The organism is Streptomyces huasconensis, assembly GCF_021028635.1.
GTDB classification, from domain to species: domain Bacteria; phylum Actinomycetota; class Actinomycetes; order Streptomycetales; family Streptomycetaceae; genus Streptomyces; species Streptomyces huasconensis.
In genome coordinates this window covers 7,548,781-7,569,281 of sequence record NZ_CP086119.1, presented here as the reverse complement: position 1 = coordinate 7,569,281, position 20,501 = coordinate 7,548,781, and the positions used below count along the sequence as shown (strand labels likewise).

Genomic DNA, 20,501 nt, shown 5'->3' with positions numbered 1-20,501 from the left:
CGACGCGGTGTGACCGGCGGGGGCGCCGCGCGCCATGCCTGCCCACAACCGGTCGGCGGGCCTCCGTTAACCTCTCGGCGTGAGCGAAGACCAGTTCCACCAGTTCGAACGGGGCACCGACGGGCCCAAGGTGATCGTCGTCGGGGTCGACGGCTCCGCTTCGTCGCTGCGGGCCGCGTCCTACGCCGCGGGCCTCGCCCGTCGGCAGCGGGCCCTGCTCGCCGTGGTCTACATCCAGCCGGTGCTCGCGGCGGGCGCGGCCCTCGGTGTGCCGGTGGCCGAGACCACGGACGAGATCGCCGAGGGGCTCATCGCGGAGATCAGGGCCGCGGCCGAGCGGGCGAAGGACATATTCGACGTCAGGTGGGAGTTCCACACCTTCCACGGCGACCCCTACAGCGGTCTCGTCTCCGCCGCCGACGAGCTGAAGGCCGACGCCGTGGTCGTGGGCGCCTCCGAGCAGGCGGGCCACCGCATCGTCGGCTCGGTCGCCGTCCGCCTCGTGAAGGCGGGCCGCTGGCCGGTCACGGTGGTGCCGTGACCGGTACCCCGGCCCAGGCGGCCTCCGGGTACCCCTGCGAATGATGTCTTGAGCCGTCTCCCCCGGTGGCCCGACCGCTCCGGATGAACGCCCCGGGTGCAAGAGGTGTGGCGTCTTCCGTCGCGGCGCCCACTGGGCCATCATGATCCGCCATCAGCCGATCGGCGTCTGCGAAGAGGTGGAGCTCATGGCGGGACTCCGTATGGGGCGGGGCGTGCTGCGCCGCAAGCCCATCGAGCACATCGAGGAGACGGAGGCGGGCGGGGGCCTGTCGCGCTCCCTCGGCCTCTGGCAGCTCACCGCCATCGGCGTCGGCGGCATCATCGGCGCCGGCATCTTCAGCCTCGCGGGAGCCGTGGCCAACGGCACGGCGGGGCCGGCCGTGCTGATCTCCTTCCTGATCGCGGGGGTCGCGAGCGCGGCCGCCGCGTTCTCGTACGCCGAGTTCGCCGGCATGATCCCGAAGGCCGGGTCCGCGTACACCTACGGCTATGTGGTGCTCGGCGAGCTGACCGGCTGGTTCATCGGCTGGGACCTGCTCCTGGAGTACACGGCGATCGTCGCGGTCGTCGCGATCGGCATCTCCGGTTACTTCGGCTTCCTCGTCGAGGAGATGGGCGCCGAGCTGCCGGCGTGGATGATGGGGGCGCCCGGCACCGGCGGCGGCCACAAGGTCGACCTCTTCGCCGCCGTGCTGTGCCTGCTCATCGCGTATCTCCTCACCCTCGGCATCAAGAACGCCGCGCGCTTCGAGATGGTCGTGGTCGTGCTGAAGGTGCTCGTGGTGCTGCTGGTGATCGCGGTCGGCTTCTTCCACATCGACACCGGCAACTACAACCCCTTCTTCCCCTACGGGGTCGGCGGCGCGTTCACCGGGGCCGCGACGGTGTTCTTCGCCGTCTTCGGGTACGACGCCATGAGCACGGCCGCGGAGGAGTCCAAGGACGCGCAGCGCCACATGCCCAAGGCGATCCTCTACTCCCTGGCCATCTCCATGGTGCTGTACGTGCTCGCCTGCCTGGTCCTGACCGGGATGCAGAGCTACACGGAGGTCGACCCGGAGAGCGGGTTCTCCACGGCGTTCAAGTCGGTCGGGCTCGGCGGGCTCGCGGACATCATCGCCGTCGGCGCGATCATCGGCATCCTCACGGTGATGTTCACGTTCATGCTCGGCTGCACGCGCGTGTGGTTCTCGATGAGCCGGGACGGCCTCCTTCCCAAGTGGTTCGCGAAGACGCACGAGACCCGGCACGTGCCGACACGTGTGACGTGGATCGTCGGCATCGCGTCGGCCGCCATCGCCGGGTTCCTGCCGATCGGTGAGGCGGCCGAACTCACCAACATCGGCATCCTGCTGGCGTTCGTCGTGGTGTGCGTCGCGGTGATCGTGCTGCGCTACAAGCGCCCCGACCTGCCGCGCACCTTCCGCTGCCCGGGCATGCCGTTCGTACCCGCCGTCGGTGTCGTCTTCTCCCTCTGGCTGATCACGTTCCTCCAGTGGCAGACGTGGGCGCGGTTCGCCGTGTGGTTCGGCCTCGGACTCGTCGTGTACTTCGGCTACTCCTACCGCAGGTCGGAGCTGGCCAAGGCGGAGCGGGACGCCGTCGAGTAGCGCTCGCGGTCACTCGCCCATCACCAGGCCGTCCTTGTCCGCTCCCCTGCCGAGCACCACGCGCCGGATGCGGTCGCGTACGTCGCGGACGTCCGCCCCCCGGTCGAGCGCGGCGTTGAGGTCGACGACGCGGCCCGCGGCCGTGTCGAACCACATGGGGAGGAACTCGGCCTTGCGCACCTTCCACCGGCCGCCCGGCTCGGCCGGCCGGGCGAAGGTGAAGCGGCCGATGGAGTTCTCGTTGCCGCGCGGGTCATGGGCGCCCTCGTGGTTGGTCATGCTGCCGGCGATCTGGTCGCCCATGCCGTAGATGATCCAGGTGCCGTTCACCTTCTCGTACGCCTGGGGCACGTGGGCGTGCGTGCCGATGATCAGGTCGATGTCCGGGCGGCCTCGCGTGCGGGACTTCGTGAGCTGTTCGCCGAGGCGCAGCTGTCTGCCGTCGGGAGCGGGCTGCCACTCCGTGCCCCAGTGCAGGCTGACGACGACCACGTCCGCGCCCGCCCCGCGCGCCGCCCGGGCGTCCGCGACGATCTTGCCGCGGTCGATCAGGTCGACCGACCAGGGCTTGCCATCGGGCATCGGATAGCCGTTGGTGCCGTACGTGTACGCGAGCTGCGCGACCTTGGCGCCGCCCGCCCGCAGCCATGCCGGTTTCTTGTCCTCGGCGGCGGAGCGGGCCGTTCCGGCGTGTTTGACGCCCGCCTTGTCGAGCGCGTCCAGGGTGCGGCGCACGCCCGCCGCGCCGTCGTCCAGGGCGTGGTTGGAGGCGGTGGAGCACGCGTCGTACCCGGTGGCCTTGAGGGCGCGGGCGATCTGCGGCGGGGACCTGAAGCTGGGGTAGCCGCTGTAGTCGCCCGGCGCGCCGTACACCGTCTCCATGTGGCAGATCGCCAGGTCGGCCCCGGAGACGATCCGCTCGGCGCCCTTGAACATCGGTACGAAGTCGTGGCCCCCGCCCTGCGCGTCGGCGGCGGCCTGCCGGATGACCGAGGTGTGCGGGAGGACGTCCCCCGAGGCGACGAGGGTGAAGCCGCGCCGATCGGCCGCGCCGCCGCTCGCCGGGGAGTGGGCCGGGGCGGGCTCGGAGGGGGCGGCGCGGTGGGACCCGTCCTGCGGGGCTGCGGCCCGGCGTTCCTGCTCCGCCCCGCAGGACGAGACGCCCGCGACGAGGAAGGCCGCCGCCGCGCCCGTCACCGCGAGGGTCACCGGCCGCCGTCGCCGTACGGGCCGGGGGCCCGGGCGCGGTTGGAGGGCTGTTCGCGACCCGGGGCGGACTGGGGGCCCTGGGGTGCCTGCGACCCCTGTGAGCTGTGCGTTCCTTGGGTGCTGCGTCATCGGCGGACTCCGCGAAAGGGTTGATGTCAGATCATATGAATAAATGTGCGGAGCTAAGGGTGAATCATGCAGCAATGGCGCCGCAGTCCCCAAAAGGGGTCAAACCGTTAGGCCCTGTGACGCGAACAACACAAGGCCGCCCACCTGCGGGGAAACCGTCGGCCGGGTCAAGGCTCGGTAAAGCGCCTTGCTCGGCACCCCTGTTGGGTAATCGGCTGTCCTCATCCGTGTTCCGGAGGTGGGGGGCCAGAGGCCGGTGACGCGCACGGACCGGAGGAAGGCGGAGCGGGATGCTGCACGAGAGCAGAGGCAACACGGAAGGCCACCGGGGCGGCGAACTGACGGTGCCCATGGCGTGGTTGTACGCCGAGTACATCGCCGACGAGCTGTTGCGCACGGGCGATCTGATGCCGCCCACGTCGTTCGAGTACCGCGCGGGGCGTGACGCGCTCGCGCTGACGATCTTCCTGTCGGACAGCCGGGGCGAGCTGTCCGGCATCCGGGTGATCACCCAGCTGGAGACCTGGCTCTCCCTGACGGAGTACGACCAGGCCTGGCAGGAGTGGGTGCGGGAGCGGATGGCTCTGCTCCTGGAGGAGGCGGCGGGGCAGGCCGGGCCCGACCTGGAGCTGGCCGAGCTGGCCTGGCGGTGGCTGGAGGAGACCGAGTTGCTCGCGCCGGACCTGGACGCGGTGCCCGGCGGCGGGGCCCTGCCGGGCGGCGAGGAGGACGGGCCGAAGGTGTGGACACCAGCCTGGCGGCTCGGACTGCCGCTCGGGCACCTCGCGATCCACCTTTTCTGACCTCGCGGGCCGGGCGCCACGAGGTCCCTGGAGCGGCACCGTCACGCCGTCCGGTGGCGCGCCCAAGCGCTTGGCGTGTTCGACGACGGCAGCGCGGTCACTTCAGCAACCGCGACAGCCTCCGGTCCGCCAGCGGTTTCCCGCCCGTCTGGCACGTGGCGCAGTACTGCAGGGAGGAGTCGGCGAAGGACACCTCCCTGATCGTGTCGCCGCAGACGGGACAGGGTTCACCGGTGCGGCCGTGCACGCGCAGCCCGCTCTTCTTCTCGGCCTTGAGTCGGCCCGCCGCCACACCGCGCGAGCGCTCCACCGCCTCGGTCAGCGTGGTCCGCAGTGCCCGGTGCAGGCCCCGCATCTCCTGCTCGGTGAGGCTCGACGTCAATTTGAACGGGGACATGCGGGCCGCGTGCAGGATCTCGTCGCTGTACGCGTTGCCGACGCCGGCGATCAGGCTCTGGTCGCGCAACGCGCCCTTGATCTGCCGCCGTTCGCCCGCCAGGAGCCGCGCGAACCGCTCCTCGTCGAAGTCGGGGGCGAGCGGATCGGGCCCCAGGCGGGCGATGCCCGGGATGTCGTGCGGCGCCTCGGTCACGTACACCGCGAGGCGCTTTTGGGTGCCAGCCTCCGTGAGGTCGAAGCCCTCCCCCGTGTCCAGGGCGACGCGCAGCGCGAGCGGGCCCTTGCCGGGGCGCGGGGGGCTGTCGGGGAGCCGGTCCTTCCACTGGAGCCAGCCGGCGCGGGCGAAGTGCGTGACGAGGTGCAGACCGCCGGCGTCGATGTCCAGGAACTTGCCGTGCCGTTCCACGGCCGTGACGTCGCGGCCTTCGAGGGCGGTGAGCGGAGGGTCGTACGTCTTGAGGACGCTGATCGCGACGGGCAGTACGCGGACGATCCCGCGACCGACCAGATGGTCCGTCAGGAAGTCCTTCAGGGCCTCGACTTCGGGCAGTTCCGGCATGGCTCTCCCTTGCACCCGCTCTTCTCACATGCGCTCTTCTCGCACCAGCGAATCTCACACGTGCTCTACTCACACCTGTTCTTCTCACACGCGTTCGTTCCTCGCGGGGACGACGAACTCGCACCACACGCACTTGCCGCCGCCGCGCGCGTCCACGCCCCACACGTCCGCGAGCAGGTCCACCAGGAGCAGACCCCGGCCGGACACCCCTTCCTCGCCCGCCTCGCGGCGGCGCGGCAGGGCGCTGGAGGAGTCCTCCACGTCGACGCGCAGCCGCCGGTCGGCGCCGCTCAGGACGCGCAGGGTGACGACCGCCGCGCCGTCGGTGTGCATCAGCGCGTTGGTGATCAGCTCGTCGGCGACCAGCTCGATCTCGTCGGCCCGTTCGCCCGCGCCCCAGGCGCGCACCGCCGCCCTGATCATGTGCCGGGCCTCGGCGAGCGCCTCCGGGTCGCTCGGCGCCACGTGCTGCTGGAGGCGGCCGCCCGAGCGGGGCGCGTCGATCTCGCGGCGCCGCAGCAGGAGCAGTGCCGCGTCGTCGTCCCCGCCCCTGCCGTCGACGATCTCGCAGAGCCGGTCGGCGAGTTCGGACAGGTCGCGGGGGCCGGTGGCGGCCAGCTCGGTGAGGGCCCGCATGCCGTCGTCGAGGTCAGCGCCCGGCACTTCGACGAGGCCGTCCGTACAGAGCAACAGGGTCTGGCCCGGATCGAGTTCGAGGGTGGTGACGGGGTAGTCGAGCCGCCCGAACTCGGCGGACAGCCCGAGCGGCAGGCCTCCGTCGACCGGCACCCTGCGGCAGGAGCCGTCGCTCAGCTGGAGGACCGGATCGAGATGGCCGGCCCGCACGAACTGCACCACGCCGGTCATCAGGTCCACCTCCGCGTACAGGCAGGTCGCGAAGCGGTCGGTGTCCAGTTCGTGCAGGAAACCGGAGGCGCGGGCCATGACGGTCGCGGGCATGTGCCCTTCGGCGGCGTAGGCGCGCAGCACGATGCGGAGCTGGCCCATGACGGCCGCCGCGTGGGTGTCGTGGCCCTGTACGTCGCCGATGACGGCCCCGACCCGGCTGCCGGACAGCGGGATCACGTCGTACCAGTCGCCGCCGATGTCCCGGCCGAGCGCCGCCGAGCGGTACCGCACGGCGATCTCCGCGCCCGGCACCCCGGGGATGGTGCGCGGCAGCATCGCCTGCTGGAGGCCCTGGGCGAGGTCCTTCTCCTGTTCGTAGAACATGGCGCGCTGGAGGCTCTGCGCGATGCTGCTGCCGAGCGCGACCAGGACGTTGCGCTCCTCCACGGTGAAGCCGGTCTTGGCCTCGTAGAGCAGGCCGAGCGCGCCGATGGGCCGGGCCTGCGCGATCAGCGGCAGGTAGGCGGCCGAGGTGATGCCGAGGCCGGCGATGTGCGGCCACAGCAGCGGATAGGACCGGGCGAAGTCCTCGGCGCTCTCGATGTAGCGCGGCGCGAGGGTGCGCACGACCTCGCTCATGGGGTACGGCTCGTCGATGCGGGTCACCCGGGTGCCCGGCACGAAGCTGCCCGCGGGGCCCTCGGCTACCAGCCGGATACGCCCTGCCTCCACCAGCCCCATGACGAGGTTCGACGCCCCGAGATGGGCGAGGCCGTGGGTGTCCTTGAGCACGTCGATGACGTCGCGCACCGTGCGGGCGTGGGCCAGCGCCGCCGTGGTGCCCTGGACGATGCTGGTCGTGCGGCGCCGTTCGGCGTCCTCGTCGACCGGTTCCCGCGCCGCGGGCGGCGTGTCGCCCAGCTCGCGGGTGGCGTCCCTGACGATGCCCACGATGCGGCGGGGGCGGCCGGTGTCGTCGCGCCGGATGCAGCCGTGGGTGTGGGTCCAGCGCAGCGTGCCGCCTCGGCAGCGCACCCGGAAGTAGGCGCCGTAGGTCTCGCTGCCGTCCTTCAGGGCGTGCGCGACGATCCGGTCCAGGCGGTGCGCCTCCACGGGCGGGACGCGGGCGGCGAGGGTCTCGGGCCTGCCGTCGTATTCGTCGGGGCGTACGTCGAAGACCTCGTGGGCGGTGGCGTCCATGCACATGACGCCGGTGTCGAGGTCCCAGTCGAAGCAGCCCATGCGCAGCGCGGCGCCGTACAGCCGCATGAAGCAGCCGGTCGGCTCCGTGGCCTGCTGTGCGCAGCGGCAGTGCCCCGCCGGGTCGTGCCCACCGGTACCCGCGTCCATGGGGCCACGCTAGGCGGAGCCCTGGGTGCGCGCACGTGGGGGAAGCGGTGCGCGGCGCTCGGCTGGGCTCGGCTCAGCTGTCGAAGGTGTGCGCCGAAGGCCCGTCAGGCGGCGTCGCAGGTGACGGGGGCGAGGGGCAGCCGGGCGGCAGAGGCGAGGGGGCTTCCTGCGGGGTGTCCGAGGGCGCGGGCGGACTCGGGCAGTCGGTCGAGGCCGTATCCGGGTCGGTGGGCACGATGCCCTCGTCCGGCCGGTCCTCATCGGGGGCCTGGCTGCGGTCGCGGTCCTGGTCGGGTTCCGTGGGTTCGGACGGCTCGTCCGAGGGCGTCTCGTCGGAGGGCGTCTCGTCGGAGGGCGTCTCGTCGGCGTCGGACGGAACCGGAGACGGCAGCGTCCGGGTCGGGGTCGGCGTGGGCGGCACCGGCGGCTTCGTCACGCGGTCCCGGTCGCCGTGCTCGTCGCCGGTCTTCCGCTCGATCCAGGTGTTGTCGAAGATGTTCACGATGACGATGCTGATGACGGGCCGCGGCGCCGGCGTCACCACGATCACGCGCGTGGGTTCGTAGCCGCTCCAGGGGCGGCCGTGGTGACGCGGCGTGCCCTTGAGGGCGAGGGGCGGCTTGAGCGGGTTCCCGCACGCGCAGCGGACCCGCGGCAGCCCGCGCGCGTCGACCAGGACGGCCGTGCCGGCCTGGAGGACGGACTGGAAGCTCGTCGCGGAGCCATCGCGGAAGCCGTGGTTGGTCACGCGGGTGTCGGCCCGCAGGACGACAGGGGTCAGGCCCCGCAGGTAGTCAGGGATCGCCGCCTGTGCGATGCCGGACACCTGTGCGAAGGCCCGGGCCTTGCCCCGGTCGGCGGTGAGGAAGCGCACCTGCCGCTCGACGTCGCAGCTGCCGACGGCGCGTGTGCCGCCGTACAGCCCGGGTGTGCCGCCCGGGACGGAGCGGGTGCCCTGCGGGGTGGCGGAACCGCTGGGCGCGGGTTGCGGCGAACGGGTGACGGGCGGCGGAGTCGGGGCGCTCCTCGCGGTGGAGTCGGTGAACGGGTCGGGGCCCTGCGCGGCGACGGGCTGCATGAACAGTTCCCGCCCGCCGTCCGTGGCGTCCCTGCCGCCGTCGCCGGAGCAGCCCGCCGCCGCGAGGGCCGCGGATATCGCGAAGGTCACCACGTAGGTCCTGGTCGATGCGCGCACGGGCACTCCCGCCGTTGCCGGTCCCTGTGCCCCGCTTCTTCCTGCTGTATGGGGCGGGGGCTTGCGTCATTGTCCGCGGGGGCGCGCGGCGCCTCGCAAGCCGAGAAGATCCCCCGGCGGCACAATGGAGGCGTGGATTGGTTCACCTCGGACGCGTACGGCGTGAGCCGGCTGGTCTTCCAGCGGGGCCTCGCCGCGCTCTACTTCGTGGCCTTCCTGGGCGCCGCCCTGCAGTTCCGCGCGCTGATCGGCGAGCGCGGGATGCTGCCCGTGCCGAGGTACGTGGAACGGGTGCCGTTCCGGCGGGCCCCGAGCGTGTTCCAGCTCCACTACTCGGACCGGTTCTTCGCGTGCTGCGCGTGGACGGGCTGCGCGGTCGCGGTGGCGCTGCTCGCTGGTGCCGACGGTCTGCTCCCGCTGTGGGGCGCGATGGCGCTGTGGCTGGTGCCGTGGGCGCTCTATCTCTCCATCGTGAACGTGGGGCAGACTTGGTACGGCTTCGGCTGGGAGTCCCTGCTCCTGGAAGTGGGCTTCCTCGCGGTCTTCCTCGGCAACGACGACGTCGCGCCGCCGGTCCTCGTGCTCTTCCTGCTCCGCTGGGTGCTCTTCCGCGTGGAGTTCGGCGCCGGGCTGATCAAGATGCGCGGCGACGCGTGCTGGCGCGAGCTGACCTGCCTGTACTTCCACCACGAGACGCAGCCGATGCCCGGCCCGCTGAGCTGGTTCTTCCACCATCTGCCGAAGCCGTTGCACCGGGTGGAGGTCGCGGCCAACCACGTCACCCAACTGGCCGTGCCCTTCCTGCTGTTCACCCCGCAGCCGGTGGCGACGGGCGCGGCCTGCCTGATGATCGTGACCCAGCTGTGGCTGGTCCTGTCCGGCAACTTCGCCTGGCTCAACTGGATCACCATCGTGCTCGCGGTGTCGGCCGTCGACTTCTCCGCCTGGCACACCCCGACGCGGTACGCCCCGGCCCCGCTCTGGTACGAGGTGCTGGTCATCGCCGTCTCCGCGGGCCTCCTCGCGCTCAGTTACCGCCCCGTGCGGAACCTGCTGTCGCGACGGCAGGTCATGAACCGCTCCTTCGACCCGCTGCACCTCGTCAACGCGTACGGTGCGTTCGGCAGCGTCAGCCGGGTCCGCCAGGAGATCGTCATCGAGGGCACGGCGGACGCGCGGCCGCGTGCGGATTCCGAGTGGCTCGCCTACGAGTTCAAGGGCAAGCCCGGCGATGTGCGGCGCTGGCCCCGCCAGTTCGCGCCCTATCACCTGCGGCTGGACTGGCTGATGTGGTTCGCCGCGCTCTCCCCCGCGTACGCCCGCACATGGTTCGGCCCGCTGGTGGAGCGCCTCCTTGACGACGACCGCGACACGCTGCGGCTGCTGCGCCACTCGCCGTTCCCGCCCGGCTCCCCGCCGACGCACATCCGGGCGCGGCTGTACCGCTACCGGTACACCACCTGGCGTGAGCTGCGCGAGACGGGCGCCTGCTGGGACCGTACGTACGTCCGCGAGTTCCTGCCTCCGACGAAGCTGGCCGGGCCCGCTCAGAGGCCGTAGACGCGGCGCGCCGTCCCGCCGAACACCTCCTCGCGCTCATGGGGGGCGAGGCCCCACGTCAACAGCCGTGCAGCGTCGAGCACTTCGGTGTAGTGCGCCGCGAGCGTGCTGACGGGCCAGTCGGAGCCGAACATCAGGCGCTCGGGGCCAAAGGCGTCCAGGACGGTGTCGGCGTAGGGCCGCAGGTCGTCCACGGTCCATGTCGCGTGGTCGGCCTCGGTGACCATGCCGGACAGCTTGCACATGGTGTTGGGGCGGGCGGCGAACGCGCGGACCGCCGAGGCCCAGGGTTCGAGGGCTCCCGAGGCGATCGGCGGCTTGCCCAAGTGATCGAGTACGAACATGAGTTCGGGCAGGCCCGCTGCCGCCTCGGTGCAGGCGGGGAGCTGGTGGGGCCGCACGACGAGGTCGTAGGCGAGTCCCGCGTCGGCGAGGGCGGCCAGGCCCCGGCGGACATCGGGGCGCAGGAGCCAGGCGGGGTCCGGTTCGCTCTGCACCTGGTGGCGGATGCCCACCAGGTGCCGCCCGCCCGGGAGGTCACGGAGCCGGGCCAGCGTGTCGGCCACGCCGGGGCGGGTCAGATCCGTCCAGCCGACGACGCCCGCGACGAGGTCGCTGTCCGCCGCGAGGGCGAGGAACTCCGGGGTCTCCTGCGCCACGGTCACCGTCTGGACGAGGACGGTGGCCCCGACCCCCGCCGCGCGGGCCGCCGGCGCGAGGTCGGCCAGGGAGAAGTCCCGGCGCAGCGGGGCCAGCGCGTGGCCGGTGATCCACGCCTGGTCCCGGACGGAGAGGTCCCATACGTGATGATGGGCGTCGACCAGGACGCGCCCGGCGGAGGGCTTGGCGGGCGGGGCGCTTCTCATGGGCGGCACGGGCGGCCCTCGCCTCGTACGCCACCCGCTCCTCGCACATAGGACGGCACCGGCACGGGCGCGGGCACCGGTACCTCGGGGGGCAGCAGTCCCCCCTCCCGGGCCTCCCGCCAGAAGTCGGCCGGCACCTCGGACGCGAACTGCGCGGCGGCGTCGTCCACTTGCTCCGGGGTGTGGATGCCGACCAGGACAGCGGCGACGGCCGGGTGCCCGAAGGGAAAGGCGAGTGCGGCTGCCCGCAGCGTCGTGCCGTGCCGTTCGGCGAGGGCCCGCAGGGCGCGGGCGCGCTCCAGGAGTGGGGTCGGCGCCTCGGTGTAGTCGAACCGCGCGCCCGGCTTCGGGTCGGCGAGCAGCCCGGAATTGAAGACACCGCCGATGACGATCGAGGCGCCCCGTTCCGTGGCCGCGGGCAGCAGCTCGGCGAGGGCCGTGTGGTCGAGAAGGGTGTAGCGGCCCGCGCACAGCACCGCGTCGACGTCCGTGTCGCGGACGAAGCGGGTGAGCATCTCCGCCTGGTTCATCCCGGCGCCGATCGCCCCGACGACGCCTTCGGAACGCAGCTTCTCCAGGGCCGGGTAACCCTCGCGGAAGGCCTGTTCGCCGTGGTGGTCGGGGTCGTGCAGGAAGACGACGTCGACGTGGTCCGTGCCCAGGCGGCCGAGGCTGGACTCGATCGAGCGGCGCACGCCGTCCGCGCTGAAGTCCCAGATCCGGCGGTGCGTCGCAGGCGCCGCGAACCCGCCCTCGGCGAGGTCGTCGCCGCGCACGTCGTCGACCGGTTCGAGGAGCCGCCCGACTTTCGTGGAGATCACGTACGAGGAGCGGTCCCGGCCGCGCAGAGCCTCACCGAGGCGGCGTTCGGAGAGGCCGAGGCCGTAGTGCGGGGCGGTGTCGAAGTAGCGGATGCCCGCGCGCCAGGCGTGGTCGACGGCGGCGGCCGCCTGGGCGTCGGTGATCGGCGCGTAGAGGTTGCCGAGGCCTGCGGCGCCGAAGGACAGTGCGGTCACCGCGACACCGCCGCGCCCCAGGGGGCGTCGGGCCAGGGCGTTCACGGGGTCACCGGCCGCAGTCGCAGGCCCTGCATGCCGCCGTCGACGGCGAGCGCCGTGCCGGTGGTGGCGCCGGACAGGGGGCTCGCGAGGTAGGCGATGGCGGCGGCGACCTCGTCCGCGGTGACGAGGCGGCCGGTGGGCTGGCGGGCCCGGAGCGCGGCCCGCTCGGCCGCCGGGTCGGGTGCGGCGTCCAGGAGACGGGAGACCCACGGGGTGTCGACGGTGCCGGGGTTGACGCAGTTGACGCGTATGCCTTCGCGGACGTGGTCGGCGGCCATCGCGAGGGTCAGGGAGAGCACCGCGCCCTTGGACGCCGAGTACAGGGCGCGCTGCGGGAGGCCCGCGGTCGCGGCGATGGAGCAGGTGTTGACGATCGCCGCGTGGGCGGAGCCGCGCAGGTGGGGCAGGGCGGCGCGGGTGGTGCGGACGACGCCGAGGACGTTGACGTCCAGGACGGTGTGCCACTGGGCGTCGTCGTTGTCCTCGACGGTGCCCTGGGCGCCGATGCCCGCGTTGTTGACGAGGACGTCGAGGCCCCCGAGGTCGGCTGCGGCCGAGGCGACCGCCTCCCTTACCGAGGCGTCGTCGCGGACATCGGCGGCGTACGCGCGCTGCGGTTTCTCCACGCCGCCGGGATCGAGGTCGAGGACGGCGACCTCGGCGCCGCGCGCGGCGAGCAGGTCGGCGGTGGCGCGGCCGATGCCGGACGCGCCACCCGTGACCAACGCCTTGAGCCCCTCGAAGTCGGTCATGCGGCTCTCCCTTGTCCGTGCGGTCGGGGCCTGCTGAAGCGCATATTTATCAGACCACTTGACGCCCACAACACCCCTGGTCCGTAACTCCCGGCGAATTCAGCCCCGGGTGGTCGGACCACATCGCGTCAGACACCAAGGGCATGGAAGCCCACCCGGGTGAGCCGGACGGTGCGAACACGAAGCCCGCCGCGGCGAGCGCGAGAAACGCGCCCAAGGAGAGCGCGTCGTGCAGCGCCCCCGCCCGTCCCACTCCCGCGTTCCAAGCGGCTCGCGTTCTCCCTGGTCAGCGCCTGTCCTCGCGTTCCAGCGTCCCCAACTTCCGGGCGACCGTGGCAGCCGGGACAGAATGCCGCGCAAGCTCAAGCCGTACTGATCCGTACCGAACCGTGCTGACCCGAACCCGGCTCAGCAGCAACGACATGGGAGTTCGCAGATGCAGATGCTTCGCAAGCGCTCACGCCTGATCGCGGTGCCGGTCGCGGCCGTCGCTCTGACCCTGACCGCCACCGGCTTCCAGGCCCACGCGGCCGGGCCGTCCCCCTCGGGCGGACCGGGGCAGTCCGGCAGGGCCGCCGCGGCGGCGGGGCCGTGCCTGGCCGGGGCCACGGTGCTCGTCGGCGACCTCGACGGTGACGGCCACCCCGACAAGATCGACAACCCCGGCCACACGGGCATCAAGATGACGGTCCAGTGGGGAACCGCGGGCGGCTCGTTCGGCCAGAAGTACGCCGTCAGCGACCTGCTCCGCGCCAAGCCGGGGGAGATCACGACCGCCGCGGTCGCCGACTTCCGGCGCGACGGCACGCTGGACATCGTCGTCAACGTCGTCAAGCCGTCCGGCGTGGACGACCCCGCCACGGCCCGCATCGCGGAGTACCGCCCCGGCCCGCTCAAGCGCTCGAACCTCGGCTCCGCCACCGCCCGGCACTCCGACATCGGCGACCGCGGCGAGGCAAGGGAACTGCGGATCGCCGACTACGGCGGCGACGCCTACCCGGACCTCGCGGTGCTCAACAACGAGGGCGACGGAGTGCTGACCCGGGAGGTGCGCCTGTCGAAGCCGGGCAGCGGCCCGGGGACCTACGACTACGAACTCCAGCTGAAGTACGGCGAGACCGGGACGCCCGCCGAACCGCCCACCATGCCCGGCGACGGCTGGAAGCCCTTCTACAAGCCCTGCTCCTCCTGACACCTGCCGGGGGCCGCCGCCCTCCTGGAGGGTGGCGGCACCCGGCAGCGCCCGCGGGGGACGGCCGGTGCTCAGCCCCTCGTCAGCCGCAGCGTCACCAGTTCGAACGGCCGCAGCTTCACCGCGATCACGCCGCCCGTCCGCTCTGGGGTGGCCGCGTCGGCCAGCGGCCGCTCCAGCAGGTCGGTCACCGTGACCGAGCCGACCTCGAAGCCCGCCGTCAGCGTGGCCCGCGCCCGGCCGCCGTGCGCCTCGTGGAAGCGGACGACCACGTCGCCGCTGCCGTCGTCGGCCAGCTTGACCGCCGTGACGACGACCGCGTCGTTGTCCACCGCGATCAGCGGGGCCACCTCCGAGCCGCCGCGCACCCGCCGCTCGGGCAGGTTGACGCGGTAGCCCTCGCGCACCGCGTCGCCGATCGCCGCGCCCGGCACCAGCGCGTGCCGGAAGCGGTGCACGCCCTGGTCCGTCTCGGGGTCGGGGAAGCGCGGGGCGCGCAGCAGCGAGACCCGTACGGTCGTGGTCGTGCCCGCGTCGGCGCGGACCGCGCGGGTCACGTCATGGCCGTACGTCGAGTCGTTGACCAGCGCGACGCCCCAGCCCGGCTCCTCCACGTGCACGAAGCGGTGGTTGCACGCCTCGAACTTGGCGGCCTCCCAGCTCGTGTTGGTGTGCGTGGGCCGGTAGAAGTGGCCGAACTGGGTCTCCGACGCGTACCGCTCCGCGTGGATGTCCAGCGGGAAGGCCAGCTTGAGGAACTTCTCCGTCTCGTGCCAGTCGACCTCGGTCTCGATGTCGAGCCGCCGCGAGCCGGGCGCCAGCGAGAGGATCTGCGTCATGCGCGAGGCACCGAAGGTGCGCACGATCCGCACCGAGGCGCCCTCCCCCGCCACGACCTCGTCGGCGTCCGTGAGGTCGGTGACGGTGTTGCGGTAGAACTCGTCCACGTCCCACGCGTCCCACATGTTCGGGAAGTCGGCGTGGAGCTGCGGCAGGTTGGCGGCCGTGCCCGGCGCGACGGTCTCGCGGTCGGCCTCCATGTCGTACGCCGACACGACCAGGCCCCGCCCGTCGATCTCGACCCGCAGCAGGCCGTTGTCGAGGACGAAGCCGCCGTCGGCGCGCGGGGCGATCGCTGCCTGCCCGTCGATCACCGCGGGCCGCGCGCCGCCGGCAGGCACGCCGTGACACGTGTGCGGCGTGGAGTTGAAGACCAGGTCTTCGCCGCCCTCCCCGGCGAGCGCGCGCTGTGCCGCCTCGATGATGCCGGTCAGCTCCTCGGCGAGCGCCGCGTAGGTCGCGCGGGCCTCGCGGTGCACCCAGGCGATGGACGAGCCGGGCAGGATGTCGTGGAACTGGTGGAGCAGCACCGTCTTCCAGACGCGGTCCAACTCCTCGTAGGGGTACGAGAATTCGTCGCACCGCACGGCGGCCGTCGCGGCCCACAGCTCCGCTTCCCTCAGCAGGTGCTCGCTTCGCCGGTTGCCCTGCTTGGTGCCGGCCTGGCTGGTGAGCGTCGCGCGGTGCAGCTCCAGGTACAGCTCGCCGACCCAGACGGGGGCGTTCGGGTACTCCGCCTCGGCCTTCTCGAAGAACTGCTCCGGCGTCTCCCACCGGACGGTCGCCGACCCTTCGAGGTCCCGCAGGCGCGCGGCCTTCGCGATCATCTCGCGGGTGGTGCCGCCGCCTCCGTCGCCCCAGCCGGTGGGCGCGAGGGAGTGCCGGGCGACCCCCTTGTCCTTGAAGTTCTTCGCCGCGTGGGCGATCTCGCTGCCCTTCATCGAGCAGTTGTAGGTGTCGACGGGCGGGAAGTGCGTGAAGATACGTGTGCCGTCGATGCCCTCCCAGTTGAAGGTGTGGTGCGGGAAGCGGTTGGTCTGCGACCACGAGATCTTCTGCGTGAGCAGCCATTTCGAGCCGGCCGCCTTGATGATCTGCGGCAGTCCGGCGGCGAAGCCGAAGGTGTCGGGCAGCCACGCCTCGTCGTTCTCGACGCCGAACTCGTCGAGGAAGAACCGCTTGCCGTGCACGAACTGACGGGCCATCGCCTCCGAGCCCGGCATGTTGGTGTCGGACTCGACCCACATGCCGCCCGCGGGCACGAACCGCCCGTCGGCGACCGCCTGCTTGACCTTCGCCCACACCTCGGGGCGGTGCTCCTTGATCCAGGCCCACTGCTGCGCCTGCGACATGGCGAAGACGAAGTCGGGCTCGTCCTCGATGAGCGCCGTCATGTTCGACGTCGTACGCGCCACCTTGCGCACCGTCTCGCGCAGCGGCCACAGCCACGCGGAGTCGATGTGGGCGTGGCCGACGGCGCTGATGCGGTGCGCGGAGGGCTCGGCGGGGGTGGACAGGACCTTTTCGAGCCGGGCGCGGGCCGCGGCGGCCGAGCCGTTGACGTCCTGGAGATCGACGGCGTCGAGGGCGCGGCCGAGGGCGCGCACGATGTCGTAGCGCCGCCCGGAGTCCTCGGGCAGCTCCCGCATCAGCTCGCCGAGGACTTCGAGGTCGATGACGAGCTGCCACACCGTCTCGTCGAAGACGGCGAGGTCCATGCGCGCCAGCGTGTACTGGGGTTCGCTGCCCGCCGTCTCCTTGTCGCCCAACCGCGTCGGCAGGAAGGGGTGGTAGTCGAGGATGACGGGGTTGGAGGCCGCCTCGATGTGCAGGCGCACCTCTTCGCCGCCCTCGGCGGACGCGGCGATCCGCACCCACTGGTTGCGGGGGTTGAGGCCCTTCACCGGGGTGCCGTCGGGGCGGTAGACGAGGCCCTCGCACTGGAAGCCCGGCATGTTCTCGTCGAAGCCGAGGTCGAGGACGGCCTCGACGGTCCGGCCCGCCCACTCCTTCGGCACCGTCCCGGTCACCCGGAACCAGCTGGTCCCCCAGGGCGCGCCCCACCGCTCGCCGACGGCGGTGGGCGACGGCTCGGCGGCGAGCCCTTCGGCGACGGGCACGGGTTCGCCGGGCGCGTGCCACACCGCGACGTCGAGCGGTACGGAGGCCGGGTACACGGCGGGCCTGATGCGCTCGTCCAGAACGCGCTTGAGGCGGGCTTCGACCAGGGTGCGGTCGTCATGCATGAGATTCTCCCGGGGGGTGGTAATTGTGAGCCCGTCCGGCGATCGGGACGAGCGCGCAGCGCGGTCTACGGACGTCGTGCCGGCCTAGCGGACCTCCTCCGGCGTCACCACGTCCGTGATGCCCCGCGCGGCGAGATGCTCCGCGTCCGCGGTCCGGCTCGCCAGGACGGCTGCCGGCCGGACACCGTCCCGCGTGAGGCGGGCGAACGCCTCGAAGACGGCTCCCCCGGGCGCGCACTCCGCGCGCCGCTCCATGGCGTCGTCCACGACCACCGCCGTGGTCCGGGGCGCCGGCGCGTACGTGCGGCCACGCCACTCCTTCGCGACGCGGGCCAGCGCCGCGCCCGCGGGCTTGACCTGCCCGTCGTTGGTCAACAGGCCGAGGCTGTACTCCAGTTCGGGGAAGTCCGCGAGGTCGCGCGAGACGTCGTGGGAGCACCACCACGTCACGCCCCACACGTCCTGGCAGTCGAGCGCGGCCTCGACCGTCTCCTCGGTGAAGGCGGCGGCGTGCTCGGCGGGGATCAGCGGCGCGGGTGCGCCGACCTCCTGGAGCCAGACGGGGCGGTGCGGGTCGAGCGCCCAGGCCTTGGACAGCTCGATGAGGTACGCGGCGTGGGCGCGCGTGGCGGTGCCGGTGCGTCCGTGGCGCTGGGCGGTGCCGTTGAAGACCCAGGAGTGCACGGCGGTCATGGCGCCGAGCCGGGCGGCCTGCCCGGGGGTGAAGGGCTGGTCGTTCTGGTACCAGGCGGCGTCGTACTCGGCGTGCAGGTGGAGCCTGCCGGGGGCGCCGTCCTCGCAGGCGGCCAGTACGGTGCGCAGCCAGGTTTCGGCCTGCTCCTCGGTGATGCGGTCGGGGTCGGGGTGCGGCCCGGCCGAGAACTGGTTGATCTCGTTGCCGATGGTCATGCCGATGAAGTTCGGCCGGTCGGCGAGGGCCGCGGCGAGCGTCCGCAGGTAGGCGGCCTGCCCGGCGACGACGTCCGGGTCGGTGAAGAGGTTCCGCCGGTGCCAGGTCTGCGTCCAGGCGGGCAGGAAGTCGAAGCTGGACAGGTGGCCCTGGAGCCCGTCGACGTTGACGTCGAGGCCGCGCTCGGCCGCGGCGTCGGCGAGCTGGACGAGCTGCTCGACGGCGCGCGGACGGATGAGGGCGCGGTTGGGCTGGAAGTAAGGCCAGATGGGGAAGACCCGCACATGGTCGAGACCGAGTGCGGCGACGGCGTCGAGGTCGGCGCGCACGGCGTCGAGGTCGAAGTCGAGCCAGTGGTGGAACCATCCCTGGGCGGGCGTGTAGTTGGCGCCGAAGCGCGGCGCGCCCGGAGGTCGCGCGCCCGAAGGCGGCGCCGAGGGCGATGCGGAAGGCGATGCGAGAGGCAATGCGAATCCTGGTTCTCGGAAGTTCGGGGTGGGCACCGCACCGACACGGCGGGCGCCGCGTGGCATCAGCCCTTGACCGCTCCTTCGCCGACGCCGCGGAAGAAGTACCGCTGGAGGCAGGCGAAGAGGACGATCAGCGGGAGCACGGCGATGACCGTGCCCGCGGCGACGAGGCGTTCGTCGTTGGCGAAGGTGCCGTGCAGGTAGTTCAGGCCGATGGTGAGGGTGAAGCGCTCGGGGTCGCTGAGGACGATCAGCGGCCACAGGAAGTCGTCCCAGGCACCCATGAAGGCGAAGATCGCGACGACCGCGAGGGTGCCCTTGACGGCGGGCAGCGCGATCCGGACGAACCGCTGCCAGACGTTCGCGCCGTCCACGAACGCGGCCTCCTCGATCTCGTAGGGCACGTTGAGGAAGGCGTTGCGCATCAGCAGGACGTTGAGCGCGGAGACACAGCCGGGCAGCAGCACACCGATGAGGGTGTTGTTCAGGCCCAGCTCCCGCATGGTCGTGAACTGGGCGATGATGATGCCTTCGACGGGCACCAGCATGGCCAGGATGAAGACGAGGGTGGCCGCCTTGCGGCCCCGGTAGCGCAGGCGGGCCAGCGCGTAGCCGGCGAGGGCGGCGCCCACGCAGTTGGTGACGACGTTGGCGGCGGCCACCTTCAAGGAGTTGAGGGCGTAGTCCCAGACGGGGATGGTGTCGGCGACCCGCTCGTAGTTGTGCAGGGTCGGGTCGGAGGGCAGGAACTTCGGCGGGGAGCTGAAGATGTCCTCGTGCGGCCCCTTGAGGGACGTGGACAGCTGCCAGAGGAACGGGCCGATCATCAACGCCAGTACGGCGAGCAGGAGTCCGTAGCGCAGGACGATCTCCCACAGCGGCATCCGGCGGCCGTTCTCGTCGGTGATCCGTGGCCGACGGCGCTCACGCACACTGCTCTTCGCGGTGCTCACGCGTCCTCCTTCCGGTCCGCCCGCAGCACGAGCAGCATGAGCGCGACGGTGACGACGAAGACGACGACGGAGATGGCCGAGGCGTAGCCGACGCGTCCGGTGAGGCCGGTGCCCGTGCGCTGCACCAGCATCACCAGCGTGGTGTCCTCGCCCGCGGGGCCGCCGGTGGGCCCCGCCATCAGGTAGACCTCGGAGAACACCTTGAAGGCGGCGACCGAGGAGAGCGCGCCGACGAGCACCATGGTGGAGCGCACGGCGGGCACGGTGACGCTGAAGAAGCGGCGCACCGCCCCCGCGCCGTCGACCGCCGCGGCCTCGTGCAGTTCGCGCGGCACGTTGGCGAGGGCCGCGAGGTAGATGATCATGTAGTAGCCGAGGCCCTTCCAGACCGTGACGGCCATGGCGCTGAACAGCAGCAGCCACTGGTCGCTGAGGAAGCCGACCTTGCCGACGCCCACCGCCTCAAGGACCGCGTTGACCAGGCCGCGTTCGTCGAGCATCCACACCCAGATCAGGCCGACCACGACGATGGAGGCGACCACCGGGGTGTAGAAGGCGGACCGGAAGAAGGTGATGCCGGGGATGTGCTTCTGGACGAGCATCGCGAGGAGCAGCGGCAGCAGGACGAGCGCGGGGACGACCACGAGGACGTACAGCGTGCTGTTGCGCAGGCCGATCCAGAACATGTCGTCGTGCAGCAGCTCGCGGAAGTTGGCCAGTCCCACGTACTCGCCGGGGATCAACGTCCTTTTGTCGGTGAAGGCGTTGTTGAGCGTGCTGACGAACGGATAGAGGATGAAGACGGCGACGATCGCGAGCCCTGGGGCGGCGAACAGCCAGGGACTGGTGGGCAGTTGTCGCCTGATCTTGGCGGGTCTCCGGGCGGCGGTCCGGCCGCCGCCCGGGGAGGCGGCGGCGCGGCCCGCGCCCGGGGTTCTGGTGGCGGTGCTGGTCTTCATGGCTGGCGTTCCCTGGTCATGGCTTCACGGCTCGGCACGGCGCGGC

The 20,501-nt window shown here is 72.1% G+C and carries 16 protein-coding genes; 5 read left to right on the top strand and 11 right to left on the bottom strand.

Annotated features, from left to right (window positions below; genetic code table 11):
* The first annotated feature begins 79 nt into the window (after window positions 1-79).
* Window positions 80-541 carry a universal stress protein gene (locus J2N69_RS33780; protein WP_230904118.1) on the top strand — a complete coding sequence of 154 codons (462 nt, stop codon included), beginning with the start codon at window positions 80-82 and terminating at the stop codon, window positions 539-541.
* A 187-nt stretch (window positions 542-728) separates the two neighbouring features.
* Window positions 729-2,153 (top strand): amino acid permease, encoded by a 1,425-nt coding sequence (locus J2N69_RS33775; RefSeq protein ID WP_230904117.1) that lies wholly within the window; start codon window positions 729-731, stop codon window positions 2,151-2,153.
* Between the two features lie 9 nt (window positions 2,154-2,162).
* Here J2N69_RS33775 and J2N69_RS33770 read toward each other — a convergent pair whose 3' ends face one another.
* Window positions 2,163-3,362, bottom strand: coding sequence for a CapA family protein (locus J2N69_RS33770; RefSeq protein ID WP_230904116.1), 1,200 nt, complete (start codon window positions 3,360-3,362; stop codon window positions 2,163-2,165).
* A gap of 419 nt (window positions 3,363-3,781) precedes the next feature.
* Between J2N69_RS33770 and J2N69_RS33765 the strand changes: the two genes are divergently transcribed.
* Entirely contained in the window at window positions 3,782-4,294 is a 513-nt protein-coding gene (locus J2N69_RS33765; RefSeq protein ID WP_230904115.1) for a hypothetical protein, read from the top strand.
* A 97-nt stretch (window positions 4,295-4,391) separates the two neighbouring features.
* On the opposite strand, the gene J2N69_RS33760 is transcribed toward J2N69_RS33765, so the two are convergent.
* From J2N69_RS33760 to J2N69_RS33750, 3 genes are all read right to left on the bottom strand, one after another.
* Window positions 4,392-5,252, bottom strand: a complete 861-nt coding sequence (locus J2N69_RS33760; protein WP_230904114.1) for an Fpg/Nei family DNA glycosylase — start codon at window positions 5,250-5,252, stop codon at window positions 4,392-4,394.
* An 84-nt stretch (window positions 5,253-5,336) separates the two neighbouring features.
* Entirely contained in the window at window positions 5,337-7,370 is a 2,034-nt protein-coding gene (locus J2N69_RS33755) for a SpoIIE family protein phosphatase (protein ID WP_230904988.1), read from the bottom strand.
* 154 nt (window positions 7,371-7,524) lie between these two features.
* On the bottom strand, window positions 7,525-8,646 hold the full coding sequence (locus J2N69_RS33750; RefSeq protein WP_230904113.1) for a DUF6777 domain-containing protein: 1,122 nt from the start codon (window positions 8,644-8,646) through the stop codon (window positions 7,525-7,527).
* A gap of 132 nt (window positions 8,647-8,778) precedes the next feature.
* Here J2N69_RS33750 and J2N69_RS33745 point away from each other — a divergent pair, with 132 nt between their 5' ends.
* Window positions 8,779-10,206 (top strand): lipase maturation factor family protein, encoded by a 1,428-nt coding sequence (locus J2N69_RS33745; RefSeq protein WP_230904112.1) that lies wholly within the window; start codon window positions 8,779-8,781, stop codon window positions 10,204-10,206.
* On the opposite strand, the gene J2N69_RS33740 is transcribed toward J2N69_RS33745, so the two are convergent.
* Genes J2N69_RS33740 through J2N69_RS33730 form a run of 3 tightly spaced genes read right to left on the bottom strand, consistent with a single transcriptional unit; the run spans window position 10,194 to window position 12,885 of the window.
* Window positions 10,194-11,072 carry an amidohydrolase family protein gene (locus tag J2N69_RS33740; protein WP_230904111.1) on the bottom strand — a complete coding sequence of 293 codons (879 nt, stop codon included), beginning with the start codon at window positions 11,070-11,072 and terminating at the stop codon, window positions 10,194-10,196. The two genes, J2N69_RS33745 and J2N69_RS33740, sit on opposite strands and share 13 nt — an antisense overlap.
* Window positions 11,069-12,133 (bottom strand): aldo/keto reductase, encoded by a 1,065-nt coding sequence (locus tag J2N69_RS33735; RefSeq protein WP_408056847.1) that lies wholly within the window; start codon window positions 12,131-12,133, stop codon window positions 11,069-11,071. The genes J2N69_RS33740 and J2N69_RS33735 overlap by 4 nt, the downstream gene beginning before the upstream one ends.
* A complete protein-coding gene (locus tag J2N69_RS33730) occupies window positions 12,130-12,885 on the bottom strand; it encodes an SDR family NAD(P)-dependent oxidoreductase (RefSeq protein WP_230904109.1) in 756 nt (251 codons plus the stop codon). Before J2N69_RS33730 ends, J2N69_RS33735 begins: the two co-directional genes overlap by 4 nt.
* Before the next feature lie 436 nt (window positions 12,886-13,321).
* On the opposite strand from J2N69_RS33730, the gene J2N69_RS33725 reads away from it, so the two are divergent.
* Entirely contained in the window at window positions 13,322-14,077 is a 756-nt protein-coding gene (locus tag J2N69_RS33725; protein WP_230904108.1) for an FG-GAP repeat domain-containing protein, read from the top strand.
* Window positions 14,078-14,148: 71 nt separating this feature from the next.
* On the opposite strand, the gene J2N69_RS33720 is transcribed toward J2N69_RS33725, so the two are convergent.
* The 4 genes from J2N69_RS33720 to J2N69_RS33705 form a co-directional block, all read right to left on the bottom strand.
* Window positions 14,149-17,163 carry an alpha-mannosidase gene (locus J2N69_RS33720; protein ID WP_230904107.1) on the bottom strand — a complete coding sequence of 1,005 codons (3,015 nt, stop codon included), beginning with the start codon at window positions 17,161-17,163 and terminating at the stop codon, window positions 14,149-14,151.
* A gap of 84 nt (window positions 17,164-17,247) precedes the next feature.
* Window positions 17,248-18,540, bottom strand: a complete 1,293-nt coding sequence (locus J2N69_RS33715) for a glycoside hydrolase 5 family protein (RefSeq protein WP_230904106.1) — start codon at window positions 18,538-18,540, stop codon at window positions 17,248-17,250.
* Between the two features lie 65 nt (window positions 18,541-18,605).
* Window positions 18,606-19,496: a carbohydrate ABC transporter permease gene (locus tag J2N69_RS33710; RefSeq protein WP_127909046.1), complete on the bottom strand. Its 891-nt coding sequence runs from the start codon at window positions 19,494-19,496 to the stop codon at window positions 18,606-18,608.
* Window positions 19,493-20,455 (bottom strand): carbohydrate ABC transporter permease, encoded by a 963-nt coding sequence (locus J2N69_RS33705; RefSeq protein ID WP_230904105.1) that lies wholly within the window; start codon window positions 20,453-20,455, stop codon window positions 19,493-19,495. Before J2N69_RS33705 ends, J2N69_RS33710 begins: the two co-directional genes overlap by 4 nt.
* Window positions 20,456-20,501: the final 46 nt, after the last annotated feature.